The organism is Lysinibacillus sp. FSL R7-0073, from assembly GCF_038009065.1.
In the GTDB taxonomy this organism is placed as follows: Bacteria; Bacillota; Bacilli; order Bacillales_A; family Planococcaceae; genus Lysinibacillus; species Lysinibacillus fusiformis.
Genome location: NZ_JBBPAS010000001.1, coordinates 2,152,811 through 2,171,667, shown reverse-complemented (window position 1 = coordinate 2,171,667; position 18,857 = coordinate 2,152,811). Strand labels below are relative to the sequence as shown.

The following is an 18,857-nucleotide window of genomic DNA, read 5'->3' as shown; positions in this document are numbered from 1 at the left end:
TGCCAACACTCCTTTACTGAATTGGACGGTGAACTGTGACAAGTTTTGTCCCATCTGGGAAGGTACATTCTACCTGTACATCTGAAATCATGTCACCGACACCTTCCATTACGTCCTCTGCTGTCAGAACATGCTTAGCTTCACTCATTAGCTGTGCAACAGTTTTTCCATCTCTAGCACCCTCCATGATGAAACTACTAATAAGGGCAACAGCTTCTGGATAATTTAGCTTTAAGCCGCGAGCTTTTCTTTTCAGCGCAAGTTCTCCTGCCACATGGAGGAGTAGTTTTTCTTGTTCTACTGGTGATAGCTTCAAATGAATCTCTCTCTTCCTATATTCAGAATTATCTTTCAATAATGTTTTTCGAAGCATACTTCCTTTCAATTACATGAGCTTTTTAATACCATTTAGTTTTTTTGCATTTAATTGTTGTCTTACAAATTATGATTTCGCAAGGGATATGCGAAGAGAAATAGAAATGACTTGTTGACCCGGCGAACGCGGGTTGCAATAGTTGAAGTGAGTAATAGAGGTAACAGCTAGTCCATTATAAGAAACTAAATTAAAAAATTCAACATTTTTATTTATCTGTGAATTTACAAGTTTTATTAATAATTCATAAAAAAAGAGGCTTATTTTACAGGAAATTGATCAACTGTAAAAAAGCCTCTTATCAAGTTGAGTAAAGTGAAAATAAAATTATACTAAAAAACTTGTAAATTTATTTGTTTAGGATCATTATTTCAGGGCTATAAACCCTTGAAATTTCCCACCTACCTCTTAAACCCCGAATTGATTTGTTAACTTTTGTAAACTATCAGCTTGCACACTTAAATTCTGTGTGACGTGATTGACAGCTTGCATGGAGGCAGTTTGCTCATCCATTGACTGCAAAACAGCCTCTGTGTAATTCGATAATCGGCCCATTCCATCCGCAATAGTTATGACCGTTGATGCCACTTCATTAGCGCTACTGGAAAGCTGTTCGGCTGTTGCGGAAATGTCTTCAAGCTGGTTATTCATGCGACTTACATGCTGTGTGATCGTCCCAAATGATTTTGTCGCCTCATCAATGACATAAACACCTTGCTGAACATTTTTCAAATCCTCCTCCACCGATGAAGCGACTTGTTTTGTATCATGTTCAATGCCTACTACTAAGTCAACAATTTGCGTAGCAGAATGCTTCGATTGCTCAGCTAATTGGCGGACTTCTTCTGCTACTACTGCAAATCCTTTACCATGTTCTCCCGCACGTGCAGCTTCAATGGCAGCATTTAAAGCTAATAGGTTTGTTTGATCGGTAATTGTTGTAATCATATCTGTCATCGATTTAATATCTGACATTTTAGTCGATAGTTGCTGCATAAGTCCACTTGTTTTGTCAGTAGACGATGAAATAAATTGCATCTGTTCTTTTGCTACATGTAAAATGGCTACCCCGTTCCCGGCAATTTCATTGGCCTCTTTGGCATGACTAAAAACATCCTGTGTGGCAACGGTAATACGTTCAATTCCATCGACAGTTTCTTGCATGGCATGGGCACTATCACTAGCGGATTGTGCAGCTTGCTTCAAGCCATCTGATGTTTTCTCTATCTGCTGATCTACTTCTTCCACAGCAAGCGTAATTTCACTTGTACTTGCTGATAGTTCTTCAATACTTGTCGATAAATCCGTAGAGCTATTCGCAATTTTTTGTGTCATTGTTCGTAATTGATTTTTCATATCTAAAAAAGATTGTGCTAGCTGAGAGATTTCCCCATTATCATGTACCTCGATGACAACTGTATCCAATTTGCCTGTGGTAATCCCTTGTGCAGCCTCCGTTAACTGTTTGATGGGCTGTATCACTTTAAAATGAACATAGACCGTATACGAAAGTGTAATGGCAATTCCCAAGATAGTTAAAACGGTTGCAAGCCATTCTAATGTTGTTACATTGGCTAAATCTAAAAATAAAATAATAATCATTAATACATTTAAAGCTGAAAAGCCAAGTAAACTCTTATTTCGTAAACTCATAACAAATTCCTCCAACTAAAATATTACTTCCATACCAGTATTATAGTTGAATATTCCTAAAAAACATAAGAAAAAGCCCCTTTTTACATGAGTAAAGTTCTGAAAACTCATAAAAAAAGACTGTAGACAGCCACAAAGGCATATCTACAGTCCATACTATTATTTTAAGTTCATGATGCTTGAGCCAGCGATACCTGGATGTGTCATTTCATATGGATCTAAAATTAGGTCTAGTTGTTCTTTTGTTAAAACACCCGCTTCAATACAAAGCTCACGGATTGAACGACCTGTTAGAATCGCTTCACGTGCAAGACGAGCAGCAACTTCATAGCCAATATGAGGGTTCACAGCAGTTAATACCCCTACACTTTTCTCTACATATTCTTTCATACGTTCTTCATTTGCTTCGATATCTTTTAAGCAGTTTTCTGTAAACGCACGGAAAACATTATTCATAATGCTGATAGATTGGATAAGGTTAAATACTAATACAGGCTCCATCACATTTAACTCTAATTGACCAGCTTCAGAAGCTAATGAAATTGTATGGTCGTTACCAATTACTTGGAACGCCACTTGGTTCAGTACTTCTGGCATAACAGGGTTCACTTTACCTGGCATGATTGAAGAACCTGGTTGACGAGCTGGTAAAAGGATTTCCCCTAAACCGGCACGTGGACCAGAAGCCATTAAGCGTAAGTCATTAGCAATTTTCGACATATTAATCATACAAATTTTTAACGCACCAGATACTTCTGTATAAGCATCTGTATTTTGTGTAGCATCAACTAAATGTGTCGCACCCTTTAATGGTAAACCAGAGATTTCTGCAAGATGCTCATCGACAGATTTAATATAATCTGGGAAAGCATTTAAGCCTGTACCTACTGCAGTTGCACCCATATTTACATCATATAAGTTTGGACGTGTTTGACGAATACGTACAATATCACGGTTGATGACACGGCAATAAGCTTCGAACTCTTGTCCTAAGCGAATTGGCACAGCGTCCTGTAAATGCGTACGTCCCATTTTAATGACATGTGCAAATTGCTCTGCTTTTTGATGGAAAACGGATTGCATATAATCCATTGTTTCTAATAATTCATCTATTAAATTTAACACAGCGATATGAATGGCTGTTGGGAAAGCATCATTTGTTGATTGTGACATATTGACATGACTGTTTGGACTAACTGTATGATAGTCACCCTTTTCTTTCCCTAAAATTTCTAGGGCACGGTTGGCGATGACTTCGTTTGCATTCATATTGATGGATGTACCTGCTCCACCTTGGATTGGGTCTACAAGGAATTCTGCATCCCATTTGCCATCAATTACTTCTTGTGCTGCTTCGACAATTGCCTCACCAATTTCTTTTGATAATAGGTGTACTTCCATATTACTTAAAGCAGCTGCTTTCTTCACAATCCCCATCGCCTTAATAAGTGAAGAGTGAATTGTGTAGCCTGTAATTGGGAAGTTTTCCGTTGCACGTAGTGTTTGAATTCCGTAATAAGCCTCTGCTGGTAATACGCGCTCACCTAAAAAATCTTTTTCTATACGTTGTGTTGACATCATTGTCGTCTCCTTTTATGTAATACTCACACTTGATAGTAGCTAATAAAAGTCGTATTGTAAACAGTCATTTTTCTGCAAACGAAAAAAATCCTTCAAAAAAGCAAAGAAATCGCTAAAAACCGAGCACATTTTAATAATGCCCTAGCATTATTAGCCGATAAAGGTTAGATACAAATTAATTAGGCAACTGTTTGAAATAGCGTTAAAACAGATACTGTCCTCGTTAAGCAATTATTCAAAAAAAACCAATAGAATAACCGACAAGGTTCATTCTATTGGTTTGTTCATTCTTCTATTATTTATTCGATGTTACAGTAAAACGGCTATTTTGATGTTGAGGATTTTCAAGCTCATCCAATACTGCCACTGCATAATCTGCGTAACTTACATAACTATCACCAGCTTCATTTACTAATAAATGATCTACCCCTGTTGTATAGTGACCAGTACGTGGACCTTCTGGATCAAAAAATGCAGACGGACTTAAAAATGTCCATTGGATAGCCGATTGTTGTAGGTCCTGTAGATTTTGTCCTTGATTTTGCGCAGTTGCTAGGAACATAGCTGGGAAATCAGGTGTTTCCATTACACGGATTTGTTTTTCTGGGTCTACAAAAAGACTACCTGCCCCTCCTACAACAAATAATTTTGTATCAATGCCTTCGAAAATTCCGATTAAATGACGACCCGCTTTCACATGTAAATCTTCCTGACCAGCTGGTGCGCCAAACGCATTCACTACAACATCGAAGTCTTTCATTTCGTCTTGTGTTAAATGAAACACGTCTTTTTCTATTACGGGGATAGCTGTTGTTACTTTTGCTGCAGAACGAACGATAGCTGTTACTTCATGACCACGTTGCACCGCTTCCTCTACTATTTTTTGTCCTGCTTTACCTGTTGCACCAATGACAGCAATTTTCATTGTATGTTCCTCCTTATTTATAGTTGTAACCATTTTAGTTACAGGTTAGATACAGAAAGACCATCTTCGCTTAAGTACGAAGCTGATCTAGCACATCCTGCAAAGTCTGTGCCTGTAGCTGCGCTTCCATTGCCTGCCAAATAGATGTGTACACATCTTCCAAAGTATGTTGGATTTCTCGCCCCACTGCACACGCTGGATTTGGCTCATCATGAATCGCAAAAAGCTGTTCTGGCCCATCGATTGCTTGATAAATTGCTAAAAGTGTTAAATTCTTTGGCTCCACTAAAAGCTCATACCCCGCAACCCCTGAATGTGATAAAAGTAAGCCTGCCTTTTTCAGAACACCAATCATACGTCTTACAACCACTGGATTTGTATTTACACTTCCAGCGATAAAATCGGACGTAAGTAAGCTTTTATCAGATGTTGTAGCAATTAGCGAAAGAATATGGATCGCCACCGAAAATCGACTGTTCACCATATGTATCACCACCTGTTGTAACTATTATAGTTACAGGTAGATAAAAAAGCAAGCACTTTGCTTTTGCTACCTGTCTTTATTTTTCCGTTTCTTTACTTATCTATACATACATTTAGATTTTATTTACATAAATCAATAGTTCCTGTCGTATTTGCCCATTGTCCTCATAAAAATCTAAATTATGAAATTCATATTTAAAATGACCCACTGGAAAAGTCACACTTTCCCCCTGTGCTGCCGCAAGTATACCTGCCACATCGTGTGATACCATGTGTAATAATTCATCGCCCGTGATTGAATCTACAAAGATTACGTTCATAAAAAACACCTCCTCAGCCATTATAGCTTAGAAGGCGCTTACATTTATAGTCTTTCTTTATAGCCTTTAATACGGATTTCTTCAATCACTTGCATCATGTCGAAAAGTTGTTGCCGGGATAAATTGGAGGTGTTAGCGTCCTGCACTTGTTGCTCGGAAACCTTTTTTCGTTTTAGATGATCGGACTGTTGCTCATTTTCTTCTACTTGGACCATTGTTTTCTTCACAACTTTCACCTCTACCATAAATTTGACCGACCTTCCATACCAAATAATGCTAACAATCCCACAATTACTATAATCAACTTCCTAGCTATCAGTCATCCAACTACTAGCCTATTTAGCAAAACATATATTTTGACCCACTTATAGTGGCAAAAAAACAGCAACCAAAATGGCTGCTGCTTTTGTTAGACGGCAATCGGCGCTTTAATAGCCGGATGTGGATCATACCCCTCAATTGATAAATCCTCAAGCTCGATATCAAAAATCGATGTTTTATTTGGATTGATGTGTAGCGTCGGTAGTTCCTTTGGCTCCCGAGCTAGCTGTTCTTTTACTTGTTCCACATGGTTCGCATAAATATGAGCATCCCCAATGCTATGAATAAATTCGCCCACCTCTAATCCACACTCATGTGCAATCAAATGTGTTAACAATGCGTAAGAAGCTATATTAAAAGGACAGCCTAATAAAGTGTCCAAGCTTCTTTGCATAAGCTGACAGCTTAATTTACCATTAGATACATAAAATTGAAACATGACGTGACATGGTGGCAATGCGGCTTTACTGCCCTTCGCACCTGCATTGATAACATCCTCCGGGTTCCACGCATTGACAATAATACGGCGTGAATCTGGATTATGCTTTATTTGATGAATGACATCCTGCAACTGGTCGATACTTTCACCAGTAGATGCTGTCCAATGACGCCATTGTTTACCATAGACATTGCCAAGCTCTCCGTATTTTTGAGCAAAGTCATCATCTGCTAAGACACGCTCACAAAATGATGTTAACTCTTGCTGGTACAATGTATTAAATGCGTCATCGACTAAACAACGTCGACCAAAATCCGTCATATCTGGTCCTTTATAGTCATCTGATTCAACCCATTTTTTAAATGCCCATTCATCCCAAATATGATTATTATGTTGCAATAGATAACGAATATTCGTATCCCCTTTGATGAACCATAATAATTCGCTCGCGACAAGCTTAAAAGGTACGCGCTTTGTCGTTAAAAGAGGAAATCCTTTACTTAAATCAAAACGCATTTGATAACCAAAGACGCTATATGTACCCGTCCCAGTTCGATCCTCTTTTTTCGTGCCATTTTCTAATATATGTTGTAGTAAATTTAAGTACGCCATTTCTGGATGCGTCATTTTTCTTCAACAGCTCCTTCCAGTTTGCTGTTGACCATTATACCATTTCATCACGTATTTTCGTATGAAGAAATTATTTCATTATAAGCCAGAATGAGAGGAGGTGTTCTTCAGCTCTCTCGAAATTTCACTCTCTGTTGTGACAAAAAAGGTAGGAAGCAAGATGATATTTAATAAAACAGGTCCAACAATAACTAATAAATCGATGCCTGGACTGAAATAAAGACCGAATGCCGTAATCAACCCCGAAAGTACAAGGAAAATAATTTGCGCAACAATAATCATGATTGGCAATGATTGGTACATGTAATTTAGTTTACGGAACTGATGTAAATTGGCTGGATTGTTGATGACTTTCTTTTTTAATCGTCTCGATAAAATAAAACAAGCAAGCAATTGGACCACCATAAAACTAAAATAGATGACCGCGTAAAGGATAAATGGACGTTTCTGAATCGTACCATCAAAATGACCTACTCTTTGGTTCAATAAATCATTAACGGCTCCTTCATAAACATATTGACGTTCACTTAAAAAAGTAAAAGGCTCCATGAAACCGAGCGCTGTCCAATCCTTCGTATTGACCGTCCAATTCGATAACTTACTCGCTAAAATTTTCAATTGAATCGGATCTTGCTCTCCAAACATCCCTACCAAGATACTATATGGAATTGCTACTTTTAGCTGCCCATCTTGCTTTTCTTGGAATAAATCCTGAATGTAAAAAGTATAGGAAACATCCGATTTATTCGTATCGTAACGTGCTTCTTCAATTTCCCAATGACTGGCTAAAGATGCTTGAATGCCATTTCTCATCTCCGAATATGGTATATCTTTATGTAATCTCTTTGGAATTTTATAAACAAAATGGTTATCACTACCGATTAGACAAATTTCAACCTCGACTTTATCTTCATTAACCATCTTTGCCTTCGTGGTCAACGGGATCGTAATCAAAGCGATTAAGAAAAAAAGAATTAGTGTTAAAACGCCTTTTTTCACGTCATAGTCCCCCTTTTCGTCATGATTATTAAACTTACACTATCATAGCCATGTCCGAAAAAACTATTTCGTCATTCCGAAAACGCAATAGTGGTTTTCCGAAAGCCTATATTTCGGTATTCCAAATTTATCAATAATTAGCGATAATATATAGGAGTTTATTATCATCTAGCAAACAGAGGTTTCAAAATGAAAAAATGGACATATTGTATTTTTCTTACCTATTTAATTCTCGGCATTTACGTATTAGCGATTGCCATAAAAACACCGTTTATTAGTCTTACCCTTGATACAACAAATGGGCAAGCAGCTATTATGGATAGCTACTACACTTCATGGGCTCATCAAAAAAATATTGAACAGGGTGATATTGTTCTGGCTATTGATGGGCAACCAGCCTGGGAAAATCGCTCTGTGCGACTGTTCTCATTGATTAGAAGTGCTAAACAATTAACTATCCAAAAGTCTGATGGGACAATTCAAACAATTGATGTGAAGCATATAGATATGCCAGAAGAATTATATTTGCAAATTCTATTCCCGATCTTCTATTTTCTTTTAGCTTTCGGTGTGGCCATTTATTTATGGCGACGCAATAAGGATAACCCTCCGACATTTTTATTGACTTTATTTTTGTTAACCTGTTCGTTGGCCTATATTAGTACTGGGGCATCGGCAAGGGGCAATCTTATTGGCCAGATTGTTATTGGCATATGTATTATTTTGTGCATGGTACTTTTCATTCATTTTTTACAGCACTTTTTCCGTTACCTTCAAATCCAATGGGCTTATATTGACAGCAAATGGCTTTATTTATCATCATTAATCATCCCATTTTGTTACTTACTGGAAGGTTTTAAACCATCATTCAGAGAGATTACCCCTCTCCTGAACTTAGGTATATTCGCAATACTCGTGCTTTATGCTATTTACATTTTATTAACCAGTTATTTACGGACAAAACTAGCTAAAATTCGGTTGATTGCCATTGCCTTTATCATTCCATTTTTACCATTCCTGATCTTTTTCGTGATACCTGAAATTTTAGACCATAAGCCATTATTACATGCTGATATTGCCTCGTTATTTTTATTATTTATCCCTTTTTCATTTCTGTTCATCCAAGTGAATGAACGATTATTTGATATTGAATACCAGTTATCAAGATTACGTTATTATTCGACTCTAGCATTTTTCAGTGCGCTTCTACTGACAACTGGCATCGCCCTTTTGATTATGGTTCAATTATCTATTGTCCATGTTACAAGTATTTTTTTACTAGTTTTCATGGTGATGATGGCTAGTTTTTATATTAAAGAACGTATTGATTTTAAGTATCGAAAAATTATTTTTTCCTCTACTGGGAATTATGTACATAATTTATATGCCGCCGTTCAACGTATGGGTAAGGCTAAAAATCAACAAGAATTATTGGAACGCTTTAAGTATGAAATCACTGAAAAGTTAGGAACGACAGCCTTTCTTATAAGTACGGTCACAGAAGATACACCAGCTCCCCTGCTTGGAAGCCACTACACAAAATTGCTACTACATGATGCAGGTGATGAAAAAATAATGCTAGAAATAAAGCATACTTTACAAAAGGAAGAACTACTGTGGCTAGAGCTACTTGCACTATATGTTTCAATGTCTATTAATAATTTACAGCAAATTGAAGATTTAGTACTCGAAGTTCAACATATGAAAAATACCAGTGATACGCCGCTTCCTTGGCTTGATAAACTATTATGGAATATTATTGAGAAGGAAAAGAGTATTTTAGCACAGGAACTACACGATACGATTTTGCAGGAGCAGCTACATTTAGCAAGAGAACTCGATGTCCTCGCTGGCACCCCTATTATTCAAAAGGACACCATCTTGGATATTCGTGAACAGCTACTGAATGCCACAAAGGATCTACGAGAGTATTGTGAGAATTTAAGCCCACCATTACTGGATACCTTTGGCTTACAAATAGCCTTAAAAAAATTAATTCAAAAGGTAAAAATCCGGGCTGACTTTTTAGTAAGCTCGCAAATTGAACGAGTAGAATTTCAGGATGTCACACTCCACCTAGTCGTCTATCGCCTAGTACAGGAGCTGTTAAATAATGCGATTAAACACGCTAATGCTACAGAAGTTTCACTAACTCTACAAGCGATACCTAAAGGCTTTATTCTACAATATGATGATAATGGGGTAGGCTGTGATATTGAGGATTTAATTCAGTCCTCAGCTTCCATGGGCATTAATGGAATTCGTGAGCGTGTCCGTGCCTTTAATGGAGACATCACCATCCAATCTAGCCACAATAAAGGCATGCATATTTATATTCAAATACAAGAGGACGGGGATTCATATGATGAACATACTTATTATAGATGACCATCCTGTCGTTTTAGATGGTACAAAAACATTGTTACAGGATTTAGTCAATGTCCAGATTGAAACAGAGCAGGATAGTGCAGCAGTTTTACTAAGAATGGATACAGAAGCCTTTCAGTTATTTCTCATTGATATTAATATGAAACCGATCAACGGTATCCAACTAGCAGAAATGATCAAGAAAAAACAACCAGAGGCCCTCATTATTCTATATACAGGCTACGAGCTTTCCGATTATTATGAGCTATTAATTGAGAAAAAGATCGATGGCTTATTATCAAAACTAGCAACAAAAGAGCAAGTCATCCAAACGATTCAAGCTGCCCTACGTGGCGAAATATTACTTGCAGCTGACTTCTTAGATTTTGTCCAGCAACGATCCAATTTGCCGAATACCCAGCAGGAAGTATTACTCAGTGATAAAGAACAGGAAATTTTACAGCTTGTAGCTCAAGGCTGTACGAATAAAGCCATTGCGTCTGCTATCGGTGTTACCCAAAGAACCGTAGAAAATTATTTATCAAAACTATTCGTAAAATTAAACGTTGAATCTCGTGCAGAGGCAGTGATTGTAGCAAAGGAAAAAGCATGGATTGAGTAATGCTAGAAGACCGTTTCATTACTAATAGATTACAATTGTAAATTTTTTCTTACTAAAAACGGAATTTACTGGATATACAAACAATTCTGTACTATAATAAAGCTAATAATTACATTACTTCATTGCTACGATTAAAAACTGGTATTCAAAGGGAATACGGCTTTTTATATGTATTGAAGAAATTGATTGTTGAATTTTTTTGGGAGGGTGTTTACATGACACAAGGGACAGTAAAATGGTTTAACGCAGAAAAAGGTTTTGGCTTCATCGCAGTTGAAGGTGGCAATGATGTATTCGTACATTTCTCAGCTATCCAAACAGATGGCTTCAAAACTTTAGAAGAGGGCCAAAAAGTTGAATTCGGCGTAGAAGAAGGCAACCGTGGACCTCAAGCAACGAATGTAGTGAAACTATAATATTCACCCAACATAGACGAGCAAATGAAAAGAGACATCCCATTTAAGGATGTCTCTTTTTTCATGTCCTCGCAGCAAGACTTATGATAGCAATATACAACGGATATCCACCAAGCATGACCAACAAAATAAGCCCTTGTACAGGTACTGGCATATCTCCCTGATCGGAAATAGGAAACAAATAGGCAAAGACCATTGTGAAGATCACAGTATATGGTAACCATAGAATCATTGTTGCATAAACCGAGCGGCGATGCCCTAGCCATGTACCTGCGAGTTTATACATAAATATCGTCGCTACAATAAACCCCACTAATTGAACAATTAGCAAGAAAAGATCCAAATTGTCCGCAGACCAGCCAGTAAGTCGTAGTAGCCGATAATAGTTGAGTTGTAATGCCATAGATAGAAAGAAAATCAAACCATACAGCAGACTAGCAATATTCAATTTTAGAAAAAAGGACATAGTCAATATATTTTCCTTTCATGTTATGGCTTGATTTGAATAGGTCGAATAACGTACTTTCTATCTAAATGAGCTGCTCCTATGTTTACTTAGGATCGTCATCATATGGCAAACGAGCAAAGGGTCCCTACGCATAAGAATGCAAGCCTGCAATCACTAAATTAACAAACACCTGGTTAAACACGATGATACCGAAGCCAATGATGGCAAGCCAGGCTGTTTTCTCCCCTTCCCAGCCTTTGGATAAACGGAAATGGAGAAAGGCTGCGTAGAATAAAAAAGTAATCAGTGCCCAAACTTCTTTAGGGTCCCATCCCCAGTAACGACTCCAAGCTATTTGCGCCCAAATCATGGCAAACAATAGACCACCTAATGCAAATAATGGGAAGCCAATGACAACTGCTCGATAGGAGATTTCATCCATTAGTGGTTGAACGCGACTCGTCCATGGCTTTAATATGACACTCACCGATTTCCTTGTAACGAGACGAATAGCAGTATATAAGACCGTACCAATCATAAATGCCCAGACAATCGAATTTAACTTTTTAGCATCTATTTTATTTGTCATTTCGAATAATCCCACTGCATCACCATTTTCTGTGACCGCTCCTTTATTCACGATTAATGGTTTCATGGAATAGACTGCTTTTTCTGATTGACCTTGAGCATTCTCGAATTGTACTTGTATGTCATCCGCTGTTAGGCTGAAAAAAGTCGAAATGCCAATAAATCCAATTACGACAACCAAGCAATACAAGACGAATTCTAACGAATATGTACTGATGGATTTTTTAGAAACATCCAATGTTCTTAATAAAAATATTAATCCAGTGGCAAAGGACACTGATAAAATCGCACTGGAAAAAGCGACGGTCATCACATGTATCGTTAACCAGTGACTCTGCAAGGAAGGTACAAGTGGTGACACTTCTTTTGCGAAAACGCTTCCATAGCCAAGAATGATTAAGGACACAGGAATCGTAAATAAGCCCACAACAAGTTGCTTGTATAAAAAATGGATGATGAGATAACTCCCTGTAAGCATGATGCCAAAGAACGTCATAAATTCATACATATTGCTGACGGGTGCATGATCCACGGCTACCCACCTAACTACAAAATAAACGAGTTGTAGGACAAAGGCAGCATAAGTAAGGAGTATACCCAGCTTGCCAAACATCTTCCCTTTCGATTTGACAGCAAGCCCTAATGGCACAATCGCAATCAGTAGTAGAATGAAGGCCATGAATAAGGCATTGCTACTAATGGATAATAAGGTTTCTTGATTCAACTAAATCCCTCCAACGTCTTTTAATACGGAATTTGCTTCCAAATAATAAGAACGCTAAAGATGACAAGAAGTGCCATATTTTCCTTTTAAATTTTTTAATTTTTTAAAATTGTTACATTTTTATGGCAAAAAAGGAAGAGGAATACGATGATCGCAAGACATTTGACGATCTCTTGATTATCTGGAGAAACGGTCATACTCTGTCCATCCCCTAAGTAAAAGACATTCATCATTCCATGGAAAATAGCAACAGGCACAATGGATTGACCTAATTCTCGAATGATTGAAAGCACGATGGATAACCCAAAAAGGAGCAACAAATACGCAGGTATTCCAACAGCCGGCATAATATAGGGCTTATATAGTACAGCTATAGGTAAATGCCATAAGGACCACCCTACTCCGATAAGGCTAGCGGTCGACCAAAAGCTATAGCTTTGCCGCAAATAAACATGGAAATAGCCTCGCCAGATGATTTCTTCTAGTAAAGCCGAGCCTGTACTAATGGTGAGCCCAATTAGTAATAACATACTCAATTGAGATGGGGTGATGATGAGAAAGGATTGATGATACGCCAAGTAAAAATAGCTATGTACTAGGAGAGCTAACGAAAAAGGTATGAAAATACTGGCTAGGAGCCATGACCATTTAGGCTTTGTGAAGGAAAACGTTGATAAAATGGGTAGCTGGGTGAAAATCTTTTGAACAATAATCACCGATAGCAATGGGATAATCATGCTAACGCCAAGAAATGCTCTACCATTTTCTAGGAAATCCAGAAAATAATGCGTCAAAAATGTGAGGCTATATATACAAAACATCGTCATGAGTAGAACATAATTTTTCATTAGTTTCCTCCTCAAAAAACAAACCACACATTTGTTAATATATGGAATTTCATCGCTATTGAATGATGGCATGCCTCTATCTACATCTTACAAAAAATTGTATTATAAGTCTATTTCTTTTTCATCTCGCATGGGAAAATAATAGTGCGCACAATTGACATAACGTTATGTTTCACAAGCTGGAGGTTAAAATGAAACAAAATATTTATGACAACCCTGAATTTTTCCATCAATACAAGGCATTACGTCAAAGACCAACTAATTATAACCGCTTATTAGAGCAGCCTACCATGAAATCATTACTGCCATCTTTAACGAATTTAGAAATACTCGATATTGGCTGTGGCATGGGAGACTTCGCCCAATACTGTATCCAACACCACGCCAAGCATGTGACTGCTTTGGACGTTTCAAGTAATATGCTGTCCATTGCTCAGTCTGAAAATGCGCATCCACAAATTGATTATCAGCTACAAGCCATTGAGGATTATGAAGCATCCGCCAATCGTTTTGATTGTATAACAAGCTCACTTTCGCTTCATTATGTTAAAAATTTTGAGGCAGTCATTGGACAAATAGCCCAAATGCTACGTCCAGACGGCGTTTTTATTTTCTCCGTGGAGCATCCGATTGCTACTGCTCGCCGCACGACGGAGGATAATTGGATTTATGATGAACAAGGTAAACAGCTACATTATGCAATGGATGATTACCAAGCGGAAGGCATACGACAGCAAACATGGCTGGTGGACGGAGTGGTCAAATATCATCGCACTATCGCTACGATCATCAATACATTAATCGACCATGGCTTATCGATTGACAAAATTGTTGAACCTCATCCAAGCGAGGAAGCTATTCAACAGCTTCCTTCTATTGAAAAGGAACTTCGCCGACCATCCTTTTTATTTGTAAAAGCCAAAAAATAAAGGCAAGCCTCACCCTATTGCTGTGGTGAGGCTATTTTTACATAAATAATTTCTGGGTCACCGTCATCAAGATTATCAATAACGCCGCTTTTAACAAACCCTAAGGCATGAAATACATGTTGCATATTTGTGTTAGATTGATTCGTAGAGGAAAAAACCTTCAACGATTTAGTTGTTTTTACATATGCATTTATTAAGGCAGAGGCGATACCCTTTCTTCGCGCTGATGGCTTAACAATGACTAAGGAAATGAAGTCATAGCCAAAAAAGTCCCCAGTAGAAATTAAGAATCCTGTAATATCATCAGCAAAATGGTGAAGCAGACAACGTTTCTCCTCGATAGCTTGCTGAATTTCATCACTTCTGGATGAGTTCCCAATCACCTCTTGATCGATTGCACATAGTGCCTGCAAATGCTCCAACCCTGCCACTTTTATATCGCTCAAATCTCCACATCCTTCATATAATAACTCATTATCTTGAGCTCTTCGCCAAAGCCAGTCGCCTGTTTACCCTTATCTACAAACCCACATTTTATATAGAGTGCCTGTGCCGTTACATTTGGGATATTTACGCCAAGTACTAGCTCATTAATCAATGGAAAATGCTGACGAACAAAGTCTGGTAACAATTGAAGAACTGCTTTTGCATAGCCTTTGCCCTGCTCATGATAATCGGTGGAAAATGAGCGAATTAGTAATGCCTGTTCATTCGATGAATAAGGTTTCACGCCTTCTTTTTCATGTAACACAAAAAAGGTTACTAGCTTGTCCCCATCTAAAGCTAGAACAGCATGTCTACTGTCATCTTCCTTAGCAAGCTCAATGCTATCCTTTGGTGACTTTGTATAGCGAAGCTGCTCTTCTGTAATGGTATATTGCTCTACTAATGAATGAGCCATGTCCTCATAAAACTTCAATGTCAAAGCCATCAAAACTCCTCCTCGTAAAGAGGTGTAAACTCATAATCCCCCTCAACAAGCTGTTGTAAATATTCATCAAACGAAGAGGCAATGACCTCAAAGCTATCGGGATCATGGACATATCGAATCACCTGCCCCATTTGGCCCTCTTCAGTTGGCGAAAAATCAAGATACAAACTAGATGTTCCTCCATTATTCATGCAATCTGCAAAGCATAGTCGTTCATTTAACGGTACATGGATATTTATCTTTTTATCTATGTCCACATACTCTAAAAAGTCCTGATAACGCTCAAAAATCGTTTCACGCTGATTTTGAACATCTGCTAGGATTTGCTCAACTGACTTTAAATAATACGGATATTCTCCCAAATCAGAACCTAGTACAAGCACACTAATAGTTTCTTGTCCATGCTTACAATGATAAGTGCCATTGACATCCTTTAATAGTTCTATTAAGGATTGCGGACTATTTGGAAATATATCTAGTAAGCTTTCAATTTGTGCGTCTGTGGCACCATGTGCTTTCTGTAATTGTTGTTGCTCCTCTTGCGGTAAATATTGTAGTAACTTTTTAAAATAGGCTGTATGCACGGCCATTCCTTCCTCTCTGAAAAATATTCCCCGAAATTGGTAGTCATGGTACAATTTAAGCATTCAAACTAAAGGAGTTGTGCCTATGAGTGCGAAAATTGTAGTAGACGTTAAGGTTTTGCTATCAATCTAGGGGTTGTAACGATACTTGCAGCCCTTATTAAAGGGAGAATAATACATGGATAATTATTTAAAAACATTTTTAGCGGGTCAATCCATTACTTTACAGCAAATGGCCCCCGCTGACTTAGAATCATTTGTAGCCATTGAAAGTGAGACAAAAACCTTACTCCTAGCTAATGATGAAATTCCCTTCCCCCAAACTATGGAGGACCATTCCACGTTCTTTCGTTCTATCAGTGGAAAAAAAGATGAATTCTTCTTTGGTATCTATGAAAAAGCGACTCAGCAACTGATTGGTTCCTGTGGTGTTTTTGCCGTTAACTGGCAAAATAGCACTTGCTCTGTGGGCATTTCAATTGGACAGCAATGGCAAGGAAAGGGCTTTGGCACGGATGCTATGAAAACACTCATTGAATTCATTTTCCAATACATGGCTATTCAAAAAATCAAACTGCAAGTATTCAGCTTTAATACGGCAGCTATTCGCTCCTATGAAAAATGCGGCTTCACGAAGGAAGGCCATTTACGAAATGAAATATTCCGCTTCGGCACCTTCCATGACATAATAGTATTTGGCTTATTACGTTCGGAATGGACCCTAGTCAAATAATAGATGTCCCCAAGGGAGATACATAAATCGTGTCTTCTTTGGGGTTTCTTTCTTTACATCAACTCAGACTGGATTTAACGAATCCATCCACGTTGCTCTATCCAACTGCCTCAATAATAGCCCATTTACATAGACCCTCCCATAAGACCGTCACTAGTTATCTGTCAGCCCGATTGCCATACTCGTTCTACCTCTACTAAAGTCAGCTCTTGGAAAGATAATCGGTAGACATCAGGCATAGACAGCTTTTGCCAAAAAGCATAATCATATTGTGAATCAAAGGATTGCATCATAAGCACCATAATATTGCCATGTGTGCCAATAACAATGCTGTCATGGGGGTGAGAAAGAATGATAGATTGTAAGCTCTGTACAGCCCGTGTCATTGCCTGCTGATTGGATTCCCCACCAGACCACGCAAAACTCGGCTCTTGCCAAACTCGTTGTAGCGCTTCCTGAAAATTTCCCATCGCTCCATTGGCAAGCTGTCGTTCTTTTAGTGCATCCATTGTTTGGATTGGTACATCATGATACCTAGCAATACCCTGTACTGTTTGAATGGCTCTTTTATAAGGACTCGAATATATTGCATCAATGCGGTGATCGTTGAAAAAAGATGTCACTCGCTCTACATCCCTCACCCCTTTTAATGAGAGCGGACGATGATATTCATCCTCTGAATAATCGGCATGTGCATGTCTCACAAAATATAATTCTGTCATTCTTGTCTCCTCTACTCATCACTTGCTGAATCAGGATAAATGAAATAAGATCCTTAGCTATCCACAGAAATTTCCAAATAAACATACATTTCAGATGTGCACGTTTCATTGCTATTCGTCATTACATCCAACAAGCCAATCCACTTCAAGTTGTTGCTGCTCAAACAATTCTTTTATTGTATTCATGATTGCTATATGTAATTGCATATAATGCATCCAAACGAGACAGCATATGCTCAAGTATTTGCCAACTAAGCCATATTACCAATTTAAGAAAAGATGATACGTTTCTTATTTTAATAAAGGTAATTCCAATAGATGGCTCCTGTGAGGCGAGGTCACCTCCTGCTAGTTTTTTGGAAAACTAACGAATGACACAAAGTTACCTTTTCATCCCCCTTCCATTATTCCATTAATTTCAAAAATTCTCAATAATTCTCCACACTCAATGAAATGTCCCCATTTCTAAACAACATCAAAGCTAATTTGATAAAATGTGACAAGATACGTATAGCGCCATGAATTGTTAGAAAATTCAATTTCAAACAACAACTTTTTTCATAGTATAAATGGTTTATGCAATTTCTTTTTCTCACTTAATTTTTTCTAAATCCAAACACAAAAACAACCCCAACAACTCAATTGTAAGGGTTATTTTACTTATTTTTTAATCATTAATTGGTATTTTAACTATGACTTTATAACCACTAAGAAAAAATAGTTTGTTTTTCACATAACAGGATGAAGGTCCCTATCTGTGACTAAATTACGAATTTGATTTACGATACACAATATGACATTTTTTTTAATATAAGTGATATACAATGAAAAAGTTGAATCGAGGTCATTAGAAATTAATTTTATGAATAAGGATAAAAAATTAGGAGGAAAATATCTTGGTAAACTTATTGCTTAAACAATTCTTGAAGGCGGAAATTGAGATCAAACGTAGAATTATGTATAAAAAAGCAAAGGATCTTGGTTTCACTCATCCTGCTGTGGTAGATTACAGTCAAGAATTGGACGTCCTACTAAATAGATATTTAAAACAAGCACAAGCTTCCTAATCATAACGAGGCATATAATAGAAGAAAGTATAGATATGGGTAAAGCCAGACCTGAATTCTGGCTGGTTTTATCTTTGCATTCGGCTAGCCAACCTCTACATGTATAGATCCCAAAAAAGTAGGCGATGTTTTTGATAAGAAGACATCTGGAGGT

General features: G+C 37.6%; 22 protein-coding genes. 6 read left to right on the top strand and 16 right to left on the bottom strand.

The window, feature by feature from the left end; translation table 11 throughout:
• Positions 1-13: 13 nt before the first annotated feature.
• The 9 genes from ureA to MKY88_RS10585 all read right to left on the bottom strand — a co-directional run bounded on the left by ureA (position 14) and on the right by MKY88_RS10585 (position 7,724).
• Positions 14-316, bottom strand: coding sequence for an urease subunit gamma (gene ureA / locus MKY88_RS10625; RefSeq protein ID WP_012294325.1), 303 nt, complete (start codon positions 314-316; stop codon positions 14-16).
• Between the two features lie 465 nt (positions 317-781).
• Positions 782-2,026 (bottom strand): methyl-accepting chemotaxis protein, encoded by a 1,245-nt coding sequence (locus MKY88_RS10620; RefSeq protein WP_340813579.1) that lies wholly within the window; start codon positions 2,024-2,026, stop codon positions 782-784.
• 159 nt (positions 2,027-2,185) lie between these two features.
• Positions 2,186-3,607: an aspartate ammonia-lyase gene (aspA, locus tag MKY88_RS10615; RefSeq protein ID WP_008174855.1), complete on the bottom strand. Its 1,422-nt coding sequence runs from the start codon at positions 3,605-3,607 to the stop codon at positions 2,186-2,188.
• 295 nt (positions 3,608-3,902) lie between these two features.
• On the bottom strand, positions 3,903-4,532 hold the full coding sequence (locus MKY88_RS10610) for an NAD(P)-dependent oxidoreductase (protein WP_193831825.1): 630 nt from the start codon (positions 4,530-4,532) through the stop codon (positions 3,903-3,905).
• A 70-nt stretch (positions 4,533-4,602) separates the two neighbouring features.
• Positions 4,603-5,016, bottom strand: a complete 414-nt coding sequence (locus MKY88_RS10605) for an Rrf2 family transcriptional regulator (RefSeq protein WP_025117200.1) — start codon at positions 5,014-5,016, stop codon at positions 4,603-4,605.
• Between the two features lie 112 nt (positions 5,017-5,128).
• Positions 5,129-5,335, bottom strand: a complete 207-nt coding sequence (locus MKY88_RS10600) for a thymidylate synthase (protein WP_069481185.1) — start codon at positions 5,333-5,335, stop codon at positions 5,129-5,131.
• Positions 5,336-5,379: 44 nt separating this feature from the next.
• Positions 5,380-5,562, bottom strand: a complete 183-nt coding sequence (locus MKY88_RS10595; RefSeq protein WP_069483334.1) for a hypothetical protein — start codon at positions 5,560-5,562, stop codon at positions 5,380-5,382.
• Between the two features lie 182 nt (positions 5,563-5,744).
• The gene (locus MKY88_RS10590; RefSeq protein ID WP_193831824.1) at positions 5,745-6,722 is read right to left on the bottom strand and encodes a thymidylate synthase; all 978 of its coding nucleotides are present in this window, start codon (positions 6,720-6,722) and stop codon (positions 5,745-5,747) included.
• Positions 6,723-6,803: 81 nt separating this feature from the next.
• On the bottom strand, positions 6,804-7,724 hold the full coding sequence (locus MKY88_RS10585; protein ID WP_193831823.1) for a hypothetical protein: 921 nt from the start codon (positions 7,722-7,724) through the stop codon (positions 6,804-6,806).
• Between the two features lie 189 nt (positions 7,725-7,913).
• Between MKY88_RS10585 and MKY88_RS10580 the strand changes: the two genes are divergently transcribed.
• The 3 genes from MKY88_RS10580 to MKY88_RS10570 all read left to right on the top strand — a co-directional run bounded on the left by MKY88_RS10580 (position 7,914) and on the right by MKY88_RS10570 (position 11,129).
• Positions 7,914-10,112, top strand: a complete 2,199-nt coding sequence (locus MKY88_RS10580) for a sensor histidine kinase (RefSeq protein ID WP_328203485.1) — start codon at positions 7,914-7,916, stop codon at positions 10,110-10,112.
• Positions 10,087-10,713: a response regulator transcription factor gene (locus tag MKY88_RS10575; protein WP_069481181.1), complete on the top strand. Its 627-nt coding sequence runs from the start codon at positions 10,087-10,089 to the stop codon at positions 10,711-10,713. The genes MKY88_RS10580 and MKY88_RS10575 overlap by 26 nt, the downstream gene beginning before the upstream one ends.
• Positions 10,714-10,928: 215 nt before the next feature.
• Positions 10,929-11,129: a cold-shock protein gene (locus MKY88_RS10570; protein ID WP_012294314.1), complete on the top strand. Its 201-nt coding sequence runs from the start codon at positions 10,929-10,931 to the stop codon at positions 11,127-11,129.
• A gap of 61 nt (positions 11,130-11,190) precedes the next feature.
• Here the strand turns inward: MKY88_RS10570 and MKY88_RS10565 are convergent, their stop codons facing one another.
• The 3 genes from MKY88_RS10565 to MKY88_RS10555 form a co-directional block, all read right to left on the bottom strand.
• Positions 11,191-11,595: a hypothetical protein gene (locus MKY88_RS10565; protein WP_340813578.1), complete on the bottom strand. Its 405-nt coding sequence runs from the start codon at positions 11,593-11,595 to the stop codon at positions 11,191-11,193.
• A gap of 127 nt (positions 11,596-11,722) precedes the next feature.
• Entirely contained in the window at positions 11,723-12,844 is a 1,122-nt protein-coding gene (gene ccsB / locus MKY88_RS10560) for a c-type cytochrome biogenesis protein CcsB (RefSeq protein ID WP_340814819.1), read from the bottom strand.
• Positions 12,845-12,984: 140 nt separating this feature from the next.
• The gene (locus tag MKY88_RS10555) at positions 12,985-13,737 is read right to left on the bottom strand and encodes a CPBP family intramembrane glutamic endopeptidase (RefSeq protein WP_328203479.1); all 753 of its coding nucleotides are present in this window, start codon (positions 13,735-13,737) and stop codon (positions 12,985-12,987) included.
• Positions 13,738-13,928: 191 nt separating this feature from the next.
• Here MKY88_RS10555 and MKY88_RS10550 point away from each other — a divergent pair, with 191 nt between their 5' ends.
• Positions 13,929-14,666 (top strand): class I SAM-dependent methyltransferase, encoded by a 738-nt coding sequence (locus tag MKY88_RS10550; RefSeq protein WP_193831819.1) that lies wholly within the window; start codon positions 13,929-13,931, stop codon positions 14,664-14,666.
• A gap of 14 nt (positions 14,667-14,680) precedes the next feature.
• Here the strand turns inward: MKY88_RS10550 and MKY88_RS10545 are convergent, their stop codons facing one another.
• From MKY88_RS10545 to MKY88_RS10535, 3 genes are read right to left on the bottom strand one after another with little or no spacing between them, the layout of a single operon-like run.
• Complete coding sequence (locus MKY88_RS10545) at positions 14,681-15,112, bottom strand: GNAT family N-acetyltransferase (RefSeq protein ID WP_328203475.1); 432 nt, start codon at positions 15,110-15,112, stop codon at positions 14,681-14,683.
• A complete protein-coding gene (locus tag MKY88_RS10540) occupies positions 15,109-15,597 on the bottom strand; it encodes a GNAT family N-acetyltransferase (protein WP_328203473.1) in 489 nt (162 codons plus the stop codon). The genes MKY88_RS10545 and MKY88_RS10540 overlap by 4 nt, the downstream gene beginning before the upstream one ends.
• Positions 15,597-16,187, bottom strand: coding sequence for an SMI1/KNR4 family protein (locus MKY88_RS10535; RefSeq protein WP_340813576.1), 591 nt, complete (start codon positions 16,185-16,187; stop codon positions 15,597-15,599). Before MKY88_RS10535 ends, MKY88_RS10540 begins: the two co-directional genes overlap by 1 nt.
• Before the next feature lie 172 nt (positions 16,188-16,359).
• On the opposite strand from MKY88_RS10535, the gene MKY88_RS10530 reads away from it, so the two are divergent.
• Entirely contained in the window at positions 16,360-16,914 is a 555-nt protein-coding gene (locus tag MKY88_RS10530) for a GNAT family N-acetyltransferase (protein WP_328203469.1), read from the top strand.
• Between the two features lie 164 nt (positions 16,915-17,078).
• Here the strand turns inward: MKY88_RS10530 and MKY88_RS10525 are convergent, their stop codons facing one another.
• Positions 17,079-17,636: a histidine phosphatase family protein gene (locus tag MKY88_RS10525; RefSeq protein WP_328203466.1), complete on the bottom strand. Its 558-nt coding sequence runs from the start codon at positions 17,634-17,636 to the stop codon at positions 17,079-17,081.
• A gap of 896 nt (positions 17,637-18,532) precedes the next feature.
• Between MKY88_RS10525 and MKY88_RS10520 the strand changes: the two genes are divergently transcribed.
• Positions 18,533-18,703: an aspartyl-phosphate phosphatase Spo0E family protein gene (locus tag MKY88_RS10520; RefSeq protein WP_025117185.1), complete on the top strand. Its 171-nt coding sequence runs from the start codon at positions 18,533-18,535 to the stop codon at positions 18,701-18,703.
• Positions 18,704-18,857 lie beyond the last annotated feature (154 nt).